Origin of the sequence: Erwinia persicina NBRC 102418, assembly GCF_001571305.1 — a bacterium.
Classification (GTDB): Bacteria; Pseudomonadota; Gammaproteobacteria; order Enterobacterales; family Enterobacteriaceae; genus Erwinia; species Erwinia persicina.
On the sequence record NZ_BCTN01000004.1, the window covers coordinates 214,560 to 235,245 of the forward strand.

Below are 20,686 nucleotides of genomic sequence, written 5' to 3' on the forward strand. Positions count from 1 at the left end.
TCACCCGGTTATTCCGCGCCGGACTAAAACGGACAGGTAGATCCCTATTATTCCCCGCCAGCGGACGTAGTAAATGAGCTGCAACGGCTGCGGCTTGAAAGTGGCGGGGTATTTTGGCATACACTGGCAAATAATGAAGCTTTCGGTCACCGCTTAGTGCTTGGGTGATGTTTTTTCGGACAAAAGGAACCTGTTTTCATGTTTTTCGCCCTAAAAAAAGTCGTTGGTGGCCTGCTGCTACCGCTGCCGATGCTGCTGCTGATCATGGCAGTTGGCATTATGCTGCTCTGGTTTAGCCGATGGCAGAAAAGTGGCAAAACCCTGGTTTCCCTTGCCTGGGCTCTGCTCCTTCTCATCAGCCTGCAGCCTGTCGCCGACCGTCTGCTGGCACCGCTGGAAAATCGCTACCCGACCTGGCAGAATCAGCACCCGGTAGAGTATATCGTGGTTCTCGGCGGTGGCTACACCTGGAACCCACAGTGGGCGCCCAGTTCTAACCTGCTTAATAACAGCCTGCCCCGTCTGGCTGAGGGTATCCGCATCTGGCGGGCTAACCCGGGGTCGAAACTGATTGTGACGGGTGGCCATGCTCAGGGGAATCCGGTGAGTTCAGCCAGTGTGGCATCACGCGTGGCCCAGTCTCTCGGTGTGCCGCCAGAGGATATTATCACTCTGGATCAACCCCGGGATACAGGCCAGGAAGCAGAAGAAGTAGCAAAAATAGTGGGCCAGCGGCCGCTGGCACTGGTCACCTCAGCCAACCATTTGCCACGCGCCATGGTTTTCTTCCAGCGTCAGGGGCTTAACCCCTGGCCTGCTCCGGCCAATCAGCTGGCGATCGCTTCTCCTCTGAATTTCTGGGAGCGGGCCCTGCCGTCATCCTTCTGGCTGGGGCATAGCGAACGTGCTGTTTACGAGAGCCTGGGCCTTGTCTGGCAGTGGCTGCATCCGGCAGCGAAGGAGTCAGTCGAGCCAGGGCAGCAGTGATCGACTGGCCAGACTGAACCGCTGAGCATCAAACTGTGCGGTGTGGATCAGTCTGGCAATCTCTTCCCAGACAATATACAGCCAGCGGCGTGCGACAAACCCCTCTGCGACGGGTGCGCGCTGCAGGTAGCAACTGAGGATGTCATCACCGACGCCAGTTGCGCAAAGGGGATAGAGATCGAATTCACGCGGTGCCCAGAGTACGGTGCCGGGATTGATCACCGCCAGCAGTTGATCTGCCCAGGCCTCTTTCATGATGCTGGTGGGTGCCATGTTTCCGTGGACTAAAACACAGGGATCGTCAAACCCGTTGAACAGCCTGGACAGGCTTTGACGGCTGCGAAAAAGCAGCTGCCGGGCATCCATGCTCAACTGTGCCGGGCGCAGGTAGCCGAGCGTGGCCCAGAGGACCTCGACCCGCTGGGCGTACCAGGCCGGCCAGTGATTCTGTTGCGTGCTGTCAACCGTGCCTACCAGCCCATGGCTGTCAATCCGGTGCCAGCCAAGCATTCCCTCGACAATCTGCTCCTGAAGCTGTTGCCAGCGCTCAGGCGTGCGCGTGGGCGCTTCGATGGATACCCCGCCCGTACGTTCAATCAGTAAGACCTCATGCAGCGGAGGTTGCTGGCTGATAACCAGACCATACACGGCAGGAACACGCACTTTGCCTTCACGCATCAGCATCGACAGCTTGTGCGCTTCCTGAGCAGCAATGCCCTTCATACTGAAGTATTTCGCGACCAGCGGCAGAGAATAGCCCTGGTCATCGTACAGGGTATAGAGACTGGCGAAAGGCTGCTGACTGATACATTCCACCCGACTGACCGGTTCGCCAAGAACCAGTGCCAGTTCAGATCGCAGGTGTTCCATCTGCCCTCCTTTCAGGCAAAAGGTCTTATAAGGGCGCTGAACGCGGAAATTTTTTGCTTCGTGCCGGACACGGCTGCAGCAGAAATGACGGGGTCGGAGGAAAGCACCCCATCGTGGGTTACTGCATGGCTTCGCGTACGCGCAGTAAGTCTTCTGGCGTATCAACACCTACGCTGGGAATAGCCTTTGCCACATCGACGTGGATTTTTTCGCCGTACCACAGCACGCGTAGTTGCTCAAGCAGCTCGATCTGTTCCAGCGGGCTGGCTTCCCAGCCAACATAGCGGCGAATAAATCCGGCACGATAGCCGTAAATACCAATATGACGCAGGAAATGGTCCCCGATGGTGTCGCGGGAAGCCGCAAACCGCTCACGATCCCAGGGGATGGTCGCGCGCGAGAAGTAGAGTGCATAGCCATTAGCATCGCGCACCACCTTCACAGCATTCGGATTAAACGCCTCTTCCGCTGAATCCACCGGCACGGCCAGCGTTGCCATACCGGCGCTGCTTTGGGCCAGATTATCTGCCACCTGGCGAATAATCACCGGGGGGATCATCGGCTCATCGCCCTGGACATTCACAATTACGGTGTCATCAGGGAACTGATAATGATCAATCACCTCCGCCAGACGCTCGGTGCCAGACTGATGGTCAGGACGAGTCATACAGACTTCGCCACCGGCCGCTTCAACGGCGCGCGCTACGTCAGGATGGTCAGTCGCCACAATCACGCGATCGGCACCTGACTCCAGCGCCCGCTCCATGACATGGACCACCATGGGCTTGCCGTGAATGTCGACCAGCGGCTTACCCGGCAAACGGGTAGAAGCAAAACGCGCCGGAATGATGGCGACAAAACTCATGGATGGCTCTCTTCGAGGGTTAAGGCACGGGCTTCCACCTCCAGCAGGACGGGAATGCCGTCACGAACCGGGTAAGCCAGCCCATCCGGTTTGCAGATTAACTCCTGCTGATCTTTGTTGTAATACAGTTTGCCGTGACATACCGGGCAGGCAACGATTTCAAGTAAACGATGATCCATGGTTCCTCCGCGATGAACCCAGTTTTGCAATGGGTTAAGAATATCATAGCTGTACGGGCGCGGTTACCTGCACACCGCGAAAAAATGCCCTGGCGGCTATATTTCCCAACGCGCTGGCCAGCAGGCCGCCATGGCGGCGGGGAGTTTATTGACCTCGATCATTTCTGCGCCCTGCCAGCGGGCAAAACGTGTCAGAGCCAGCTTAATGTCGCCGACCATCTGCTGGCTGACGCGCGTGTTCGCCTCCAGCCAGATCGCATTGACCTGTAAGGTTTTCTCTTTACGCAACATGCGCGCATCCAGCCGGCCTTTCAGCGCACCGCGATGCAAAAGGGGCAGGACAAAATAGCCGTACTGCCGCTTTGCCTCTGGCGTATAACACTCCAGGCGATAGTCAAAACCAAACAGCTCCCGTGCGCGCTTGCGATCCCAGACCAGTGGATCAAAGGGCGACAGGATCGCCGTATGCGTGGCGGCCTGCGGCCTGGCAAGTTGCCCGAACAGGGAGTGATGGAGATACAGCGTGCCCAGGCTTTCGACCTGCACTTCACGGACCGTGCCCTCTTCGCGCCAGCGTGCAAGAGCAACCGCCACGGGCGCGCGTTTCAGACGGTAATAATCTGCCAGCCAGGAGAGGCGGAAAATGCCCAGGCTGGCCGCACTATTGTCCAACATACGCTGGACGGCGTCCTCTTCCTTCAGAGCATGTTGTTGATCATCCCAGTCGGGCAATATCCGCTCGCGCAGGTCGTAAACGCGCTGGAAATTGCGCCGTTCACTGATCATCAGTTCACCGGCCGTAAATAAATTTTCCAGGTGCCGCTTATGCGGCTTCCATGCCCACCAGCCGGGCTTCTGGCCTGGGGGGGCGGTAAAGTCAGCAGAACGGACAGGGCCGTTTTCGCTGATATGGGCCAGCAAATCGCCGATCTCCTGCTGATGCTGATCCCGCCATGCCTGACTGAACTTCCAGCCCAGCGCAGACGGGTTAAGCATGCGATGACGCAGCAACCCGTAATCGGCAACCGGAATAAAGCAGGCTTCGTGCGCCCAGTACTCAAACAGTTTTTTTTCCGCCAGGGCCTGATCAAGCCAGATCGGGGGGTACTCACCCAGCCGGCTGAACAGCACCAGGTAAGGGCTGCGTGCCACTACGTGGATGGTATCGATCTGCAACAACGCCATTCGTCGCACGGCAGCCAGCAGGTCGTCAAAGCAGGCTTTACGTTTAGGTGGGCGCAGCAGTCCCTGCGCCGCCAGCTGTAGCTGACGGGCCTGAACAAGAGAAAGTTTTTCCGCCGTCATATGGCCATCCCTAAAAATCAGATGGCTCAAGTGTAGCGTCTGTCAGACAGGCAGGCAGAAATTATCGGGGAATTAATGCACTGATTTTGTTAAGCAACACGCTGGACTGTTCAGAGGGAAGCACCGCATCAACCGGTAAATACCACCAGTCAGCACAGGCAAATGCCCTGACTTTTACCGCATCTTTTTCGGTCATCACCAGGGTCTGACCCGGCAATATCAGGGCATTCAGCGTGTCCGCGGTGTAATTCTGATGGTCAGCAAAAACCACCTCTTTCTCGATTCTCACACCCTGCTGACGCAGCGTATTGAAAAACCGCGGCGGATGACCGATGCCCGCCATGGCAACAACATTGTTCAGCTCACCCACTTCACGTCGCTCACCGGAAAGCAGGTTCACTGCCAGACCCGGCGCCAGACGCATCGCCAGCTCTCCCTGCTGCGCCGTGCCACCATTAGCGATCACGGCGCTGACATTTTTCAGACGGGTAGCACGCTCCCGCATCGGGCCCGCAGGCAGCCACCAGCCATTGCCAAAACGTCGTTCACCGTCCACGACGACAATTTCAATATCACGATCCAGTGCATAATGCTGCAGACCATCATCAGTAATGATGACATCAATATCTTCGCTGTTAACCAGCGCTTCAACAGCCTGGCGTCGTTGCGGCGCCACGGCGACTGCCGCGCCGGTGCGCTGATAAATCAGTACCGGCTCGTCACCCGCTTCGCGGGTGGTAACGTCTGGGCCCAGCACCAGCGGATAGCGTTCGGCTTTACCCCCGTAGCCCCGCGACACCACACCCACGCGAAATCCACGCTGCTGCAGTGCCTGCACCAGCCAGATTACCACCGGTGTTTTACCATTCCCTCCGGCGGTGAGATTACCCACAATCACCACAGGAACCGGTGCACGCCACACCTTGCGCCAGCCGCAACGGTAGCTCAGACGCAGCAGGTTACTGACCAGCCCATAGAGCAGACTGAAAGGCAGTAACAGGAGATACAGCGCCGAGCGACCGCTCCAGATGCGTTCAATCATTGGCCAAATTGCATCTTATGCAGTTGCGCATAGACGCCACGCTCGGCCAGTAGCATTTCATGACTGCCGCGCTCAACGATCTGGCCATCTTCAACCACCACAATCTCATCAGCCTTTTCAATGGTGGAAAGACGGTGCGCGATCACCAGGGAGGTGCGGTTCTTTTGCAGCTCATCCAGCGCAGACTGAATGGCACGCTCAGATTCGGTATCCAGTGCGGAAGTCGCTTCATCCAGGATCAGAATGGGGCTGTCACGTAGCAGGGCGCGGGCGATAGCGATACGCTGACGCTGCCCCCCAGAGAGCAGCACACCATTTTCACCGATCATGGTATCCAGGCCATTTTCCATCTTATTAATAAAGTCCATGGCATGAGCCATTGTTGCGGCTTTTTCCACTTCTTCCCGGCTGTATTGTTCATGGCGGGCATAAGCAATGTTGTTGGCGATAGTATCGTTAAACAGGTGCACATTCTGCGATACCAGCGCCACCTGACTACGCAGAGACGCCAGCGTATATTCGCGCAGGTCGTGACCATCCATCAGGATGTTTCCCTGCTGAATGTCGTAAAAACGCGTCAGTAAACTCGCCAGGGTTGATTTACCCGACCCCGATCGCCCAACCAGCGCCACAGTTTTACCCGCAGGAATGGCCAGATTAATGTTCTTCAGTGCAGGGATTTCGCGTCCAGGGTAAGTGAAAGTCACGTTACGGAATTCGATATCACCTTTGGCACGCTCGACCGTGCGCTTACCGGTATCCTCTTCCTGCTCACTGTCGAGGATGGAGAACAGCGTCTGACAGGCCGCCATGCCACGCTGGAACTGAGCATTGACATTGGTGAGTGACTTCAGCGGACGCATCAGGGCAATCATCGAGGAGAAGACCACGGTGATGGTCCCTGCGGTCAGGGTTTCCATCACGCTAGGGAAGCTGGCGGCGTACAGAACAAAAGCCAGCGCCAGTGAGGCGATGAGCTGAATAATCGGATCGGAGATGGATGACGCTGAAACCAGTTTCATGCCCTGCTGGCGCATGCGATTACTGACCACGTTAAAGCGTTTGCTCTCGATCTCCTGCCCACCAAAGATCAACACTTCTTTATGCCCTTTCAGCATCTGTTCGGCGCTGGTTGTCACCTGCCCCATCGTGTTCTGCATATTTTTGCTGATATTACGAAAGCGCTTAGAAACAGTACGAATGGCGAATGACACAACGGGTGCCAGGACAATCAGGATAAGCGACAGCTGCCAGCTGTAGTAAAACATCAGGATGAACAGGCCAATAATAGAGGCACCTTCACGCACTACGGTCACCAGCGCACCGGAGGAAGAGGAGGCCACCTGCTCAGAATCATAAGTAATGCGCGACAGCAGCGTACCGGTCGATTGCTGGTCAAAAAAGGCGACCGGCATGCCCATCATGTGGCTGAACAGGCGACGGCGCATACCCATCACCACATTACCAGACACCCATGAGATACAGTAACTGGACACATAGCTGGTCACGCCGCGAACCAGCATCAGCCCCATAACCGCCAGTGGCATCCACAGGAGAACTGCATTATTCGCTTTGCCAAAACCATCATCGAGTAAAGGCTTCAGCAGTGACAGCATGAGTGTATCGCCTGCCGCATTCAGAACCAATGCGATGGCTGCCACAATCAATCCCGCCTTGTATGGCACAATCATGGGCCAGAGTCGACGGAATGTCTGCCAGGTGGAGAGATCTTTATCCAGATGCATTATTTAACCAGCGTTGAATGAAATAGCCGCTTATTCTACCTGGAATACCTGACTACGCCAAACCACTGATGATACCAACGGTTCATTATTTGTTCTCTTAACCCTTTTAATTGCCAGTTATCACGAAAAAAATGAGCACTCAACTGGCCGGAAAGCGCTGTATCACGCCATTCCACATTATATTCAGCATAGCGTTGAATAATTTGCCTGGCGGGCAAACGCCAGGCACTGTAACGCGCTGCAGAGGCGATTGCTGCTGATGCAGAAACGGCACGCAGGAAGGGCGGTGATGAGGAGGTTCTGCTTCCGTGATGCGGCACCTGGAGTAAATCAGCCCGCAGGGTGGCACGTTGTTCAGCGACCAGCCTTAACTCTGCCGGTGCCTCAATATCACCGGTAAGCAGCACACGCCATTTTCCATCGGTAACGGCTACCACACAGGACTGATTATTTCCTTCCCGCACTTCTCCCTGTGGTGGCCAGAGCACCTGAAACTGGAGGTCCTGCCAGCGCCAGTTCACGCCTTTACGGCAGGGTAAGTGGCCGGAACGTGCAAGAGCGCTTCTCACTGTGGCTGCGGGAAACGCTGCCTGTACACTTTGAAGACCGCCGATATGGTCAAGATGACCGTGGCTGAGAATAATACCGGTTACGTTTAACCCCTGCCAGGCAAGCCAGGGCAGGATCTGACTGCGGGCAAAATCGCCTCCAGGCCAGCGATTTCCGGTGTCGTACAGCATGGCTTCACCGTGGCGGGAGATCACGACGGCCAGCCCGTGTCCGACGTCCAGCATGTCAACACGCCAGCGCGGCAGAGAGGCCACATCGCGCCAGCTGCACAGCACCAGAACAGCGCTCAACAGAGTGACGGGCGAAGTTCGCCACCAGCCGAAACGGAGGGTTAACAGCACCAGCCAGCATAACAGGCTGACTGCAGCCATCGTCCGGTCAAGTGGGAACCAGCCACGCGGGAGATGCTGGAGAGGGATAAACACCAGCGCGAGGGAACGGTCCACCCACTCCCACAATACCAGGTTAATCACAGGCACTGGATTCACTAACGTTGCCACCAGGATCAGAGGAACAGTAATGCAGGAAATCAGCGGTACAGCCCACAGGTTAGCCACCAGAGCACTTACGCTGATACCATGAAACAGCACCGTCTGAAGCGGCATCAGCAGTAACAACATCCCTGCCTGAAGATGCAACAGCCGCAGCAGCAGCCAGCGTTTACGCCGCGAAAAACGGGAAGGAAGAGGAAAAAAATGATACCAGAGCAACAGGCCAGCCACTGCCAGTGCTGAAAGCCACAGACTGTCGGAGAGCACGCTCAGTGGATCAAAAAAGAGAATGATACCGATACACACCGCCCATACCTGCCCCCCCTGACAGTTCATTCCACGCAGGCGAAGCACGCTCCAGACCAGTAAGGCTAAAATAGCCCGAAGCGCAGGCGGGTTTCCTCCAGAAAGCCAGCAATACAACAGCGCTACCAGCAATCCGCTGTACATTGGCAGACGATAGCCAATACACCAGGCCGGGAAAGTAAACTGTATCATGCGTGCCAGCAGCCAGCCGAAACTGGCAGCGAGAGCGATATGCATGCCGGAGATTGCCACCAGGTGCGCTGTACCAGTTTCGCGCAGCAGCTGATTTGTTTCGCGATCGACCTGCGATCTGTCGCCGAAAGCCAGCGCAGAAATTAACGCCTGCCGGCTTAAATTCGCCGTGTTTTTTTTCATGGCCCCCGTTACTTTGTCACGCAGGCTACAGGTGGCATCCGTGACCACGGCTGACACCACCCTTCCGGTCAGAGGGGTATGGTTCGCCAGGGCATAACGCTGACGATCAAATCCCCCTTCATTAAGTTGCGCGTGAACCGGACGCAGCGCTAGTTGCATCTGCCAGCGTTGTCCGGCACAAAAAGCGGTCGCCTGCGGCTGAACCCTTAAACTGGCGTAGAGAGGTGGAAACAGGATCCGGCCCTGAAAACGCAGCAGGCGTGCTCTGATTGTTTTGCCGTCAGGTTGGACGGCCTCCACTCTTATATCTGTCTTAACCCTCGCCTGTGTAAGCTGTTCAGTCTGCGTCAGCATAGTACGCCCGGCGCTGGCGGCGGCGATAAAAAACACCAAAATCAGCGCGATATGCCTGGCAACACGCCGGCCCGACAGAGCCAGTAACAGAGCGAAGCACAGCACAAGAACGCTGCATACAGCGCCTGGCAGCCGGGGCAAAAAGCTGAGCGGCAGCGTTGCCGCTATTACACTCCATGCCAGCCTGTTGACCGTCAAAAACATCGCACCTCCCTGTTCTGATACCGCCAGTGTGCAGCAATCAGGATCAGGGTTCAGGTGGCGCGGAAAGGATTGGGATAATGCCACACAAACTATTGCTGGCGTTGCAACCTGCCAGCATTATTTTGCGTGACATCCCCCATCAGGACGACTTTTTTCAGACAAAAAAAAACGACACCGGAGTGTCGCTTTATCGATTCATCGCCATACCCTGAGGTATTAACCGCCGTAAATATTGGCGCGATCGCGCAGTTCTTTACCTGGCTTGAAGTGTGGAACGTATTTACCTTCCAACTCAACCTTGTCGCCCGTTTTCGGGTTACGCCCGGTACGAGGTGCACGATAATGCAAAGAGAAGCTGCCAAATCCCCGGATTTCGATACGCTCGCCGTCTGACAACGTCGTTGCCATATGTTCGAGCATCTCTTTTACCGCATCCTCAACGACTTTCGCCGGAATATGAGAGTGCTGGCCGGCAAGTCTTTCAATCAGTTCTGACTTGGTCATGTAACCTCCGGTTTATCCCTGTTAGGAAAAGTTCTGACAGTAACGACGGTACAGGGCAGCTTACGCTGCCCTGAGAGCGATTACTCGCCTTTAGCTGCTTTGAAAGCTTCAGCCATTGCGCTAGAGAAGTTGCCTTCTTCCGGTTTAGTCGTATTAACCGTGTTGATAGCTTCTTTCTCGTCAGCCTGGTCTTTCGCACGAACAGACAGGCTCACAACGCGGTTTTTACGGTCTACACCGGTGAACTTAGCTTCAACATCGTCGCCAACGTTCAGAACCAGAGTAGCGTCTTCTACGCGGTCCAGCGATGCTTCAGAAGCACGCAGGTAGCCTTCAACGCCGTCTGCCAATTCAACTGTAGCACCTTTAGCGTCAACTGCAGTCACTTTACCGTTAACAATGGCACCTTTCTTGTTCAGAGAGATGTAGTTGTTGAACGGATCTTCTGCCAGCTGCTTAACGCCCAGGGAGATGCGCTCGCGCTCTGCGTCAACCTGCAGAACCACAGCAGCGATTTCGTCGCCTTTCTTGTATTCACGAACTGCTTCTTCTCCGGTCGCGTTCCAGGAGATGTCAGACAGGTGAACCAGGCCGTCGATGCCGCCGTCCAGGCCGATGAAGATACCGAAGTCAGTGATAGACTTGATTTTACCTTCAACACGGTCGCCCTTGTTGTGGGTTTCTGCGAACTGCTGCCATGGGTTGTTTTTGCACTGCTTCAGACCCAGGGAGATACGACGACGTTCTTCGTCGATGTCCAGAACCATAACTTCAACAACATCACCCACGTTAACAACTTTAGATGGGTGAATGTTTTTGTTGGTCCAGTCCATTTCAGAAACGTGTACCAGGCCTTCAACGCCTTCTTCGATTTCAACGAAGCAGCCGTAGTCGGTCAGGTTGGTTACACGACCAGTCAGCTTGGTGCCTTCTGGGTAACGTTTCGCGATAGCAACCCATGGATCTTCGCCCAGCTGCTTCAGACCCAGAGAAACACGGGTACGCTCGCGGTCGAATTTCAGCACTTTAACAGTGATTTCATCGCCAACATTCACGATTTCGCTTGGATGCTTAACGCGCTTCCATGCCATATCTGTGATGTGCAGCAGGCCGTCAACGCCGCCCAGATCAACGAATGCACCGTAGTCAGTAAGGTTCTTAACGATACCTTTAACTTCCATGCCTTCCTGCAGGTTTTCCAGCAGCTGATCGCGCTCTGCGCTGTTTTCGGATTCGATTACCGCACGACGTGAAACCACCACGTTGTTACGTTTCTGATCCAGCTTGATGACTTTGAACTCAAGCTCTTTACCTTCCAGGTGCAGCGTATCGCGCACTGGACGTACATCTACCAGAGAACCTGGCAGGAATGCACGAATTCCGTTCAGCTCTACGGTGAAGCCGCCTTTCACTTTACCGTTGATAACACCGGTAACAGTTTCAGCTTCTTCGTAGGCTTTCTCCAGCGTGATCCATGCTTCGTGACGTTTAGCTTTTTCACGAGACAGCAGGGTTTCACCGAAGCCGTCTTCTACTGCATCCAGAGCAACGTCTACTTCGTCGCCAACCTGAATTTCCAGTTCGCCGGCTGCGTTCTTGAACTGCTCTGCAGGAATTGCAGACTCAGATTTCAGACCCGCATCAACCAGAACGACGTCTTTGTCAATAGAGACAACAACGCCACGAACGATGGAACCCGGACGGGTTTCGATTGTTTTTAAGGATTCTTCAAATAGTTCAGCAAAAGATTCAGTCATATTGATAATCTTCAGGATTCTTCAATTTAACGTCCACCTGACATCCTGACGGGTGGGGTTGTTTCACATGCCCCATGACATCCATGTCACAGGGTTAGATAAATCGTTCTGTGAGCAAGGGCTCATACAGAGGTCATTAAGCGTAGCTTATTTTTAAGCCAGCGTGAGTTTTTCCCGCGCATAATTTAACGCAACTTCAATCACCTCTTCAATCGACATCGTCGTTGAATCAAGGACTAAAGCATCATCTGCCGGCACCAGAGGTGCGATGGCACGATTGCGATCACGCTCATCACGCTCTTTTATCTCAGATAAAAGGCGCTCAAAGTTAACACTAAAGCCCTTTTCCTGCAACTGTAGCATGCGGCGGTGGGCACGCTCTTCAGAACTCGCATCGAGGAAAATTTTCACCGGTGCATCGGGGAAAACAACCGTTCCCATATCGCGGCCATCGGCAATCAAACCCGGGAAATCACGGAAAGCGCGCTGACGGCGCAATAAGGCTTCACGCACACGGGGGAAGGCTGCCACTTTCGACGCTGTATTACTGACATCCTGAGTGCGGATTTCACTGGAGACATCTTCTCCCTCAAGGATCACTTCCATCTCGCCGTTACTGGATACAAAACGAACATCAAGATGGGCAGCGATCGGCACCAGAGCTTCTTCTGAGGTGATATCCACCTGATGATGCAGCGCAGCCAGCGCCAGAACGCGATAAATTGCGCCGGAATCCAACAGGTGCCACTGCAACGACTCGGCCATCGCTTTGCACAAAGTGCCTTTCCCTGCACCACTTGGGCCATCAATGGTGATCACTGGGGCTGTTGCCGTCATGTCGTTCTCCTGTCGGTGGAATGCCGGGGCAACCCGTGCCCGGGCAAATATCGACGCGCATTATACCCTTCATGCATGAAGCTGCAACTGCGTTGGTCGGTGTACCTTTGTGGCTGATTAACGGTACACATCCTCAAAGAGTGGCCGCTACGCCGGCTGGCTGATACGGCCCAGTTGCTCAAAATAGTCAGGGAACGTTTTGGCCGTGCATTTAGGATCAAGAATAGTCACTGGTGTGGAGGAAAGTGCGACAAGTGAGAAACACATCGCCATACGGTGATCATTGTAGGTACCGATTTCAGCAAACTGGATCTGCGCTGGCGGTGTAATACGAATGAAGTCATGCCCTTCTTCAACTTCCGCGCCCACTTTGCGAAGCTCAGTGGCCATTGCCGCAAGACGATCCGTCTCTTTCACCCGCCAGTTATAGATATTGCGCATTACCGTTGTGCCTTTCGCAAACAAGGCAGCCGTTGCAATGGTCATCGCCGCATCCGGGATATGGTTCATATCCAGGTCGATTGCGTTAAGCGTGCCACGCGTACAGGCAATAAAATCATCGCCCCACTCCACGCTGGCCCCCATTTTTTCCAGCACATCAGCAAAACGAATATCTCCCTGCATGCTGTTGCGGCCGATTCCGGTCACTTTGACCGTACCGCCTTTAATCGCGGCAGCGGCGAGGAAATAAGAGGCAGACGATGCATCGCCTTCAACCAGATATTCACCCGGAGCCTGGTACTGCTGCTGGCCGCGGATGTGGAAGGCGCGATACTCTTCATTTTCTACCTGAACGCCAAAGGTTGCCATCAGGTTAAGCGTGATATCGATGTAGGGTTTTGAAACCAGATCCCCTTTGATCACAATACGGGTATCACTTTCAGCTAAAGGCGCGGTCATCAGCAGTGCCGTCAGAAACTGGCTGGAAACGCTGCCGTCCACGGCTACTTCGCCCCCCCTGAATCCCCCTTTCAGGCGCAGCGGCGGATAGTCTGGCTGCTCAAGGTAATCAACTTCAGCGCCTCCCTGACGTAAAGCATCCACAAGGTGCCCGATCGGCCGCTCTTTCATGCGAGGTTCACCTGTCAGCACAATATTGTTTGCGCCGAGACACAGCGCCGCCGCCAGTGGACGCATGGCCGTGCCGGCATTACCCAGAAACAGTTCTAGCGGACCTTCAGCCTTAAGCGCTCCCCCCTGACCGACGACTTCACACACCGTGCGATCATCAGACAGCATAAAGTGTACGCCCAGCGCCTGCAGAGCATTCAGCATGTGGCGAACATCATCGCTGTCGAGCAGATTGGTCAGGCGAGTCGTGCCTTTTGCCAGCGCTGCCAGCAACAGTGCGCGATTAGACACGCTCTTGGAACCGGGAAGGTTAACAGTACCGTCGACCAGGGCAATAGGTTGTAACGTCAGGGAATCCTGCATGTGAAACGTATTCTCCAAAATAATTACGATGAAACCCCGCTGGGCGCGGGGTTTCAGATTCAAAGCTTATTGCAAAGTTACCTTAGCCGTGACGACGTTCGAAGTCGACCATAAAGTCGGTTAACGTCTTCACACCCTGCAGCGGCATGGCATTGTAAATCGAGGCACGCATGCCACCGACGACACGATGACCTTTTAATGCATGTAAGCCCGCCGCAAAAGACTCTTCCAGGAACAGCTGATCCAGTGAGGAATCCGCTAACTGGAAAGGCACATTCATACGCGAGCGGTTAGCAGCGGTCACATCATTACGGTAGAAGCTGCTGCTATCAATGGTGCCATACAGCAGGTCTGCTTTAGCCTGATTACGTTTATCCAGCTCGGCAACACCGCCCTGCTCTTTCAGCCACTTGAAGACCAGCCCGGAGAGATACCAGGCAAATGTCGGAGGCGTATTAAACATGGATTCGTTTTCAGCCAGCACCTTGTAATCAAGAATGGAAGGCAGTTCTTTACGCGCCTGCCCCAGCAGGTCTTCGCGCACCACGACCAGCGTAAGCCCTGCTGGTCCGATATTTTTCTGCGCACCGGCATACAGCACGCCGAAACGATTAACATCAATGGGAGAGGACAAAATAGCAGAAGAGAGATCCGCAACCACTACTTTGTCGCCAAAGTCAGGCGTTTCCGGAATAGCGATACCGTCTATGGTCTCATTCGGGCAGTAGTGAACGTAAGCCGCGTCGTCAGACAGGGCCCACTGGCTCATTGGGGTAATGCCACGCAAACCATCAATGGTCGTTTTCGCATCAATGACATTTGGCGTGCAGTATTTCTGCGCCTCTTTCACGGCGCTGGCCGCCCAGTAGCCGCCATCTATATAATCTGCTGTCGTATGCTGTCCCAGCAGATTCATTGGGATAGCCGCAAACTGCGCCCGCGCGCCACCGTGACAGAATAAAACTTTATAGTTAGAGGGAATTTTCAGCAGATCGCGAAAATCTTTTTCAGCCTCTTCTGCAACCTGAATAAACTCCTTACTACGGTGGCTGATCTCCATGACGGAGGTTCCCAGTCCCTGCCAGTTGCAGAGTTCCTGTTCAGCGCGACGAAGCACTTCTACCGGCAACATAGCCGGGCCTGAGCTAAAATTGAAAACCTGACTCATTTCCCCTCACCACTTTCAGATCAATCGGTTTTGATTCCTCTATCGGTTTTATCACTGCCACCCTCATGCTGCAATGATTTATCCGGACGGCAGGCCAGTTTGCTGCGACGTGTCGCAACAGCTTGTAGGGCAAATGCAAAAGCAGACGATATTTTGTGAGGCGTTTTCCCGTTAGAAAAACAGACCGGTTCTCTTTTCGCTGAAAAATGGCATTCTTGCCATGATGAAATTACCCGTGCCGGATAGCGATTCCGGCAGAAACCCCGTATCATTGCGCGCTTTCCGCACAATCAATCACGAGTGGACAAAATGACTCAAACTTATATACCAGGCAAAGACGCCGCGCTGGAAGTTTCCATCGCACGCTTTCAGCAAAAACTGCAGGATCTCGGCTTCAATATTGAAGAGGCCTCCTGGCTGAACCCGGTGCCAAATGTCTGGTCAGTCCATATTCGCGACCGTGACTGCCCGCTCTGTTTTACCAACGGTAAAGGCGCCAGTAAAAAAGCCGCTCTGGCCTCTGCGCTGGGCGAGTACTTTGAACGCCTGTCTACTAACTATTTCTTTGCCGACTTCTGGCTGGGTGAGAAGATCGCCAAGGGTGATTTTGTCCATTACCCTAACGAGAAGTGGTTCCCGCTGCCGGAAGACGATCAGCTACCGGAGGGAATTCTTGATGCCCGCCTGCGTGAGTTTTACGACCCGGAAAATGAGGTCAGCGCCAGCGATCTGATTGATCTTCAGTCAGGCAACGCCGCACGCGGCATTTGTGGCCTGCCGTTTACCCGTCAGTCAGATCAGCAAACCGTTTATATCCCGATGAATATTATCGGTAACCTGTACGTGTCGAACGGGATGTCTGCTGGTAACACCGCTAACGAAGCGCGCGTTCAGGGGCTGTCTGAGGTATTTGAACGTTACATTAAAAACCGCATTATCGCGGAATCCATCAGCCTGCCGCTGATCCCGCAGGATGTGTTAAACCGTTATCCGGGCGTTGTCGAGGCTATCGCTTCGCTGGAAGCAGAAGGGTTCCCTATCTTCTCCTATGATGCTTCCCTGGGCGGTAAATACCCGGTCATCTGCGTGGTGCTGTTTAACCCTGCCAATGGAACCTGTTTTGCTTCATTCGGTGCGCACCCTGATTTTGGCGTTGCCCTGGAGCGTACCGTCACAGAACTTCTGCAGGGCCGTGGCCTGAAAGATCTCGATGTCTTCACCCCCCCGACCTTCGATGATGAAGAAGTCGCAGAACATGCCAACCTGGAAACACACTTTATCGATTCCAGCGGCCTGATCTCGTGGGATATGTTTAAAGATGATGCAGATTATCCCTTTGCGGACTGGAGCTTCAAAGGCAGTACGGAAGAAGAGTTCGCCACCCTGATGGCTATCTTCAACGCCGAAGACCAGGAAGTTTATATCGCCGACTACGAACACCTGGACGTTTACGCGTGCCGCATTATCGTTCCCGGCATGTCAGATATCTATCCGGCCGAAGATTTACTGCTGGCCAACAACAGCATGGGTGCCTATCTGCGTGATACGCTGCTCAGTCTGCCAGAAAGTCGTTGGGAAAAAGCAGACTATCTTTCTCTGCTTGAACAGTTAGATGAAGATGGCCATGACGACTTCACACGCGTACGTGAACTTCTGGGTCTGGCGACCGGTAAAGATAACGGCTGGTACACACTGCGTATTGGTGAGCTGAAAGCGATGCTGGCACTGGCTGCAGGCGATCTGGAGCAGGCATTGATCTGGACGGAATGGACAATGGAATTTAACCAGTCGATCTTTAGTGCAGAACGTGCCAACTATTATCGCTGCCTGCAAACGCTACTGTTACTGAGCCAGGAAGAAAGCCGCGATCCCCTTCAGTATCATACGGCATTTGTACGAATGTATGGTCAGGACGCCGTAGACAATGCTTCTGCGGCGATCAGCGGTGAAGCACCTTTCTATGGTTTACAAAGCGTAGACAGCGATCTGAACGCGTTTCCTGCGCATCAGTCTCTGCTGGCAGCCTATGAAAAACTGCAGAAGGCTAAACGTCTGTACTGGAAATAACGCTGCGAGAAAAATGACACAATATCGCTGCATCATTTAAGACGACTTTTTATTTATTTCTGCCATGACATGGGCAGTAGGTTAAAAAAAGGTAACAGCTTAGGTTGTTACCTTTTTTATTGTCACAATTGCGCTATATTTGCTGTGATATTTTCACGCTTTTTTTTATTTCCCCTGCATGAGACTCAAATATTTTTTTAATTATTAAAAAAGTTTTACACCTTAAAAAACAAGGTGTTAAATAGATTAACCTTACTAAAAACAAGTCTTTGACGGCTACTTTGCCGGGCCTGTATGATCCACGTCAATTTCTCTCCTATACTCGTTTGCTAGACTTTCTTTGCCGACTACTTTTGAGAGGACGTTAGTGTGAAAGCTGGCAACCCCTTTGATCTGTTATTACCATCCGAAATGGCAAAAGTTGCCGAAGACGCTGGCGTTTATAAAGCGACAAAACATCCCTTCACCACCTTCTTTCTGGCGATAACCGCTGGAGTATTTATCTCCATCGCTTTTGCTTTTTATATTACAGCAACCACCGGCACCGCAACCGTACCCTGGGGACTGGCCAAACTGGTAGGTGGCATCTGTTTTTCACTGGGCCTGATGCTCGTGGTCGTGTGTGGTGCGGATCTTTTCACCTCTACCGTTCTCACTGTCGTGGCTAAAGCCAGTGGGCGCATCAGTTGGTTACAGCTCGCCCGCAACTGGATCATCGTTTATATCGGGAATTTTATCGGCGCTATCTTCTTTGTCGTGCTGATCTGGTTTGCCGGACAATACATGGTGGCCAACGGAGCCTGGGGGCTGAATGTCCTGCAAACCGCTGACCATAAGATGCACCATACTTTTATTGAAGCTGTCTGCCTTGGCATCCTGGCAAACCTGATGGTGTGCATGGCCGTGTGGATGAGTTACTCCGGCCGCAGCCTGCTGGACAAAATGTTTGCCATGGTACTGCCTGTCGCCATGTTTGTGGCCAGCGGTTTTGAGCACAGCATCGCCAACATGTTTCTGGTACCCATGGCCATCATCATCAAAGATTTCGCCACGCCGGAATTCTGGCAGGCAACCGGAGCGAGTGCGGACCAGTTTACACATCTGACCGTGAGCCACTTTATTACCGATAATCTTATTCCCGTGACGCTGGGCAATATCATCGGTGGCGGGTTACTGGTGGGCTTAACCTATTGGGTGATTTATCTGCGTGATGGCGACCATCACTGACAGCCCCATGAACAGATTTTTGCAACTGTCGGTGTGATGTCACCCGGCGGGAACGTACAACGAACTTCACGTTATAAGGTAGGTATCAAATGACCGAGCTTAATCAAAAAATGGCGACAGCCTGGGAAAGCTTTGCACAGGGTGAATGGCAGACCAGCATCAACGTCCGTGACTTCATCCAGAAAAACTACACACCCTATGAAGGCGACGAAGCGTTCCTGGCCGGTGCTACCGAGGCAACGACTGCTCTGTGGGATACCGTCATGGAAGGCATCAAACAGGAAAACCGCACCCATGCGCCTGTAGATTTTGATACCGACCTGCCATCAACCATCACCTCTCATGACGCAGGCTATATTAATAAAAGCCTGGAAAAAATTGTCGGCCTGCAAACCGAAGCCCCCTTAAAACGTGCCCTGATCCCGTTCGGTGGCATCAAAATGGTCGAAGGTTCGTGCAAAGTCTATGGTCGTGAACTCGACCCGACAGTGAAAAAAATCTTCACCGAATACCGTAAAACCCATAATCAGGGTGTATTCGATGTTTATACCCCCGATATTCTGCGCTGCCGTAAGTCAGGCGTGCTGACCGGTCTGCCAGATGCATATGGCCGTGGTCGTATTATTGGTGACTATCGTCGCGTCGCGCTGTACGGTATCGATGCGCTGATGAAAGATAAATTCGCTCAGTTCACCTCCCTGCAGAACGACATGGAAAATGGCGTGAACCTCGAAGCCACTATCCGTCTGCGTGAAGAGATTGCCGATCAGCATCACGCTCTGCAGCAGATTAAAGATATGGCTGCAAAATATGGCTGTGATATCTCTGGCCCGGCAACCAGTGCTAAAGAAGCTGTACAGTGGACCTACTTCGGTTACCTGGCTGCGGTGAAATCACAGAACGGCGCAGCGATGTCCTTTGGACGCGTGTCGACCTTCCTGGATATCTATTTTGAACGCGACCTGAAGGCGGGTAAAATCACCGAACTGGAAGCACAGGAACTGATCGACCACCTGGTGATGAAACTGCGCATGGTGCGCTTCCTGCGTACACCAGAATATGATGAGCTGTTCTCTGGTGACCCAATCTGGGCAACCGAATCCCTTGCCGGTATGGGCGTTGATGGCCGGACCATGGTGACGAAAAACACCTTCCGCTTCCTGAACACGCTCTACACCATGGGGCCTTCACCAGAACCTAACATGACTATCCTGTGGTCAGAAAAACTGCCACTGAACTTCAAAAAATACGCGGCCAAAGTGTCTATCGACACCTCATCTCTGCAGTATGAAAATGATGATCTGATGCGTCCTGACTTCAATAATGATGACTATGCCATCGCCTGTTGTGTTAGCCCGATGATCGTCGGCAAACAGATGCAGTTCTTCGGTGCCCGCGCTAACCTGGCAAAAACCATGCTGTATGCCATCAATGGCGGCGTGGATGAAAAAATGAAAATGCAGGTTGGCCCGAAAGAAGCGCCAATGATGGATGAAGTGCTGGACTACGATAAAGTGATGGATCGCATGGATCACTTTATGGACTGGCTGGCCAAACAGTATGTGACCGCGCTGAACGTAATCCACTACATGCATGACAAATACAGCTATGAAGCCTCGTTGATGGCACTGCATGACCGTGACGTTTACCGCACAATGGCCTGTGGTATCGCTGGCCTGTCCGTGGCGGCTGACTCACTGTCTGCAATCAAATATGCAAAAGTATCGACTATTCGTGATGAAGATGGCCTGGCCGTTGACTTTAAAATCGAAGGTGAATACCCGCAGTTTGGTAATAACGATTCACGCGTTGATGACATTGCCTGCGACCTGGTTGAGCGTTTCATGAAGAAAATTCAGAAGCTGCAAACCTACCGTAACGCGGTTCCAACTCAGTCTGTTCTGACCATTACCTCTAACGTGGTGTATGGCAAGAAAACGGGTAACACCCCGGATGGCCGTCGTGCTGGTGCACCATTTGGACCTGGTGCTAACCCTATGCACGGTCGTGACCAGAAAGGTGCCGTTGCCTCACTGACCTCCGTGGCTAAACTGCCGTTTGCTTACGCGAAAGATGGTATCTCGTACACCTTCTCTATCGTGCCAAACGCGCTGGGTAAAAACGATGATGTGCGTAAAACCAACCTTGCCGGTCTGATGGATGGTTACTTCCATCATGAGGCCAGCATCGAAGGCGGCCAGCACCTGAACGTCAACGTGATGAACCGCGAAATGCTGCTGGAAGCGATGGAAGATCCGGAAAAATATCCGCAACTGACCATTCGCGTCTCTGGCTACGCCGTTCGCTTTAACTCGCTGACGAAAGAGCAGCAACAGGACGTGATTACGCGTACCTTTACACAAAGCATGTAAGCGTTGTGCAGGCCCTCTCCGGGGGGC

General features: G+C 53.4%; 16 protein-coding genes. 4 read left to right on the forward strand and 12 right to left on the reverse strand.

The genetic code is table 11. The features are described 5' to 3' along the window. Positions 1-198 precede the first annotated feature (198 nt). Complete coding sequence (gene elyC / locus EPE01S_RS06895; RefSeq protein ID WP_062743863.1) at positions 199-987, forward strand: envelope biogenesis factor ElyC; 789 nt, start codon at positions 199-201, stop codon at positions 985-987. Here elyC and EPE01S_RS06900 read toward each other — a convergent pair. From EPE01S_RS06900 to serC, 12 genes are all read right to left on the reverse strand, one after another. Continuing rightward, on the reverse strand, positions 964-1,857 hold the full coding sequence (locus tag EPE01S_RS06900; RefSeq protein WP_062743864.1) for a YcbJ family phosphotransferase: 894 nt from the start codon (positions 1,855-1,857) through the stop codon (positions 964-966). The two genes, elyC and EPE01S_RS06900, sit on opposite strands and share 24 nt — an antisense overlap. A 118-nt stretch (positions 1,858-1,975) precedes the next feature. Beyond that, positions 1,976-2,722: a 3-deoxy-manno-octulosonate cytidylyltransferase gene (gene kdsB / locus EPE01S_RS06905; RefSeq protein ID WP_062743865.1), complete on the reverse strand. Its 747-nt coding sequence runs from the start codon at positions 2,720-2,722 to the stop codon at positions 1,976-1,978. Then, the gene (locus EPE01S_RS06910; protein WP_062743866.1) at positions 2,719-2,901 is read right to left on the reverse strand and encodes a Trm112 family protein; all 183 of its coding nucleotides are present in this window, start codon (positions 2,899-2,901) and stop codon (positions 2,719-2,721) included. Before EPE01S_RS06910 ends, kdsB begins: the two co-directional genes overlap by 4 nt. A gap of 96 nt (positions 2,902-2,997) precedes the next feature. Continuing rightward, on the reverse strand, positions 2,998-4,206 hold the full coding sequence (locus EPE01S_RS06915) for a winged helix-turn-helix domain-containing protein (protein WP_062743867.1): 1,209 nt from the start codon (positions 4,204-4,206) through the stop codon (positions 2,998-3,000). 61 nt (positions 4,207-4,267) lie between these two features. After that, complete coding sequence (gene lpxK, locus EPE01S_RS06920) at positions 4,268-5,248, reverse strand: tetraacyldisaccharide 4'-kinase (protein WP_062743868.1); 981 nt, start codon at positions 5,246-5,248, stop codon at positions 4,268-4,270. Beyond that, positions 5,245-6,993 (reverse strand): lipid A ABC transporter ATP-binding protein/permease MsbA, encoded by a 1,749-nt coding sequence (gene msbA / locus EPE01S_RS06925; RefSeq protein ID WP_062743869.1) that lies wholly within the window; start codon positions 6,991-6,993, stop codon positions 5,245-5,247. Before msbA ends, lpxK begins: the two co-directional genes overlap by 4 nt. Before the next feature lie 35 nt (positions 6,994-7,028). Beyond that, positions 7,029-9,293, reverse strand: coding sequence for a ComEC family protein (locus tag EPE01S_RS06930; RefSeq protein WP_062743870.1), 2,265 nt, complete (start codon positions 9,291-9,293; stop codon positions 7,029-7,031). Between the two features lie 216 nt (positions 9,294-9,509). Further along, positions 9,510-9,797: an integration host factor subunit beta gene (gene ihfB / locus EPE01S_RS06935; protein ID WP_062743871.1), complete on the reverse strand. Its 288-nt coding sequence runs from the start codon at positions 9,795-9,797 to the stop codon at positions 9,510-9,512. Between the two features lie 80 nt (positions 9,798-9,877). Next, on the reverse strand, positions 9,878-11,554 hold the full coding sequence (gene rpsA, locus EPE01S_RS06940) for a 30S ribosomal protein S1 (protein WP_062743872.1): 1,677 nt from the start codon (positions 11,552-11,554) through the stop codon (positions 9,878-9,880). A gap of 153 nt (positions 11,555-11,707) precedes the next feature. Then, complete coding sequence (gene cmk / locus EPE01S_RS06945) at positions 11,708-12,391, reverse strand: (d)CMP kinase (protein ID WP_062743873.1); 684 nt, start codon at positions 12,389-12,391, stop codon at positions 11,708-11,710. Positions 12,392-12,538: 147 nt separating this feature from the next. Next, positions 12,539-13,825: a 3-phosphoshikimate 1-carboxyvinyltransferase gene (gene aroA / locus EPE01S_RS06950; protein ID WP_062743899.1), complete on the reverse strand. Its 1,287-nt coding sequence runs from the start codon at positions 13,823-13,825 to the stop codon at positions 12,539-12,541. 82 nt (positions 13,826-13,907) lie between these two features. After that, complete coding sequence (serC, locus tag EPE01S_RS06955; protein WP_062743874.1) at positions 13,908-14,993, reverse strand: 3-phosphoserine/phosphohydroxythreonine transaminase; 1,086 nt, start codon at positions 14,991-14,993, stop codon at positions 13,908-13,910. Between the two features lie 309 nt (positions 14,994-15,302). On the opposite strand from serC, the gene ycaO reads away from it, so the two are divergent. The 3 genes from ycaO to pflB all read left to right on the forward strand — a co-directional run bounded on the left by ycaO (position 15,303) and on the right by pflB (position 20,659). Beyond that, positions 15,303-17,060 (forward strand): 30S ribosomal protein S12 methylthiotransferase accessory factor YcaO, encoded by a 1,758-nt coding sequence (ycaO, locus tag EPE01S_RS06960; RefSeq protein WP_062743875.1) that lies wholly within the window; start codon positions 15,303-15,305, stop codon positions 17,058-17,060. Between the two features lie 369 nt (positions 17,061-17,429). Next, a complete protein-coding gene (gene focA / locus EPE01S_RS06965) occupies positions 17,430-18,287 on the forward strand; it encodes a formate transporter FocA (RefSeq protein ID WP_062743876.1) in 858 nt (285 codons plus the stop codon). Between the two features lie 89 nt (positions 18,288-18,376). Next, positions 18,377-20,659 carry a formate C-acetyltransferase gene (gene pflB / locus EPE01S_RS06970; RefSeq protein WP_062743877.1) on the forward strand — a complete coding sequence of 761 codons (2,283 nt, stop codon included), beginning with the start codon at positions 18,377-18,379 and terminating at the stop codon, positions 20,657-20,659. The last annotated feature ends 27 nt before the right edge of the window (positions 20,660-20,686 follow it).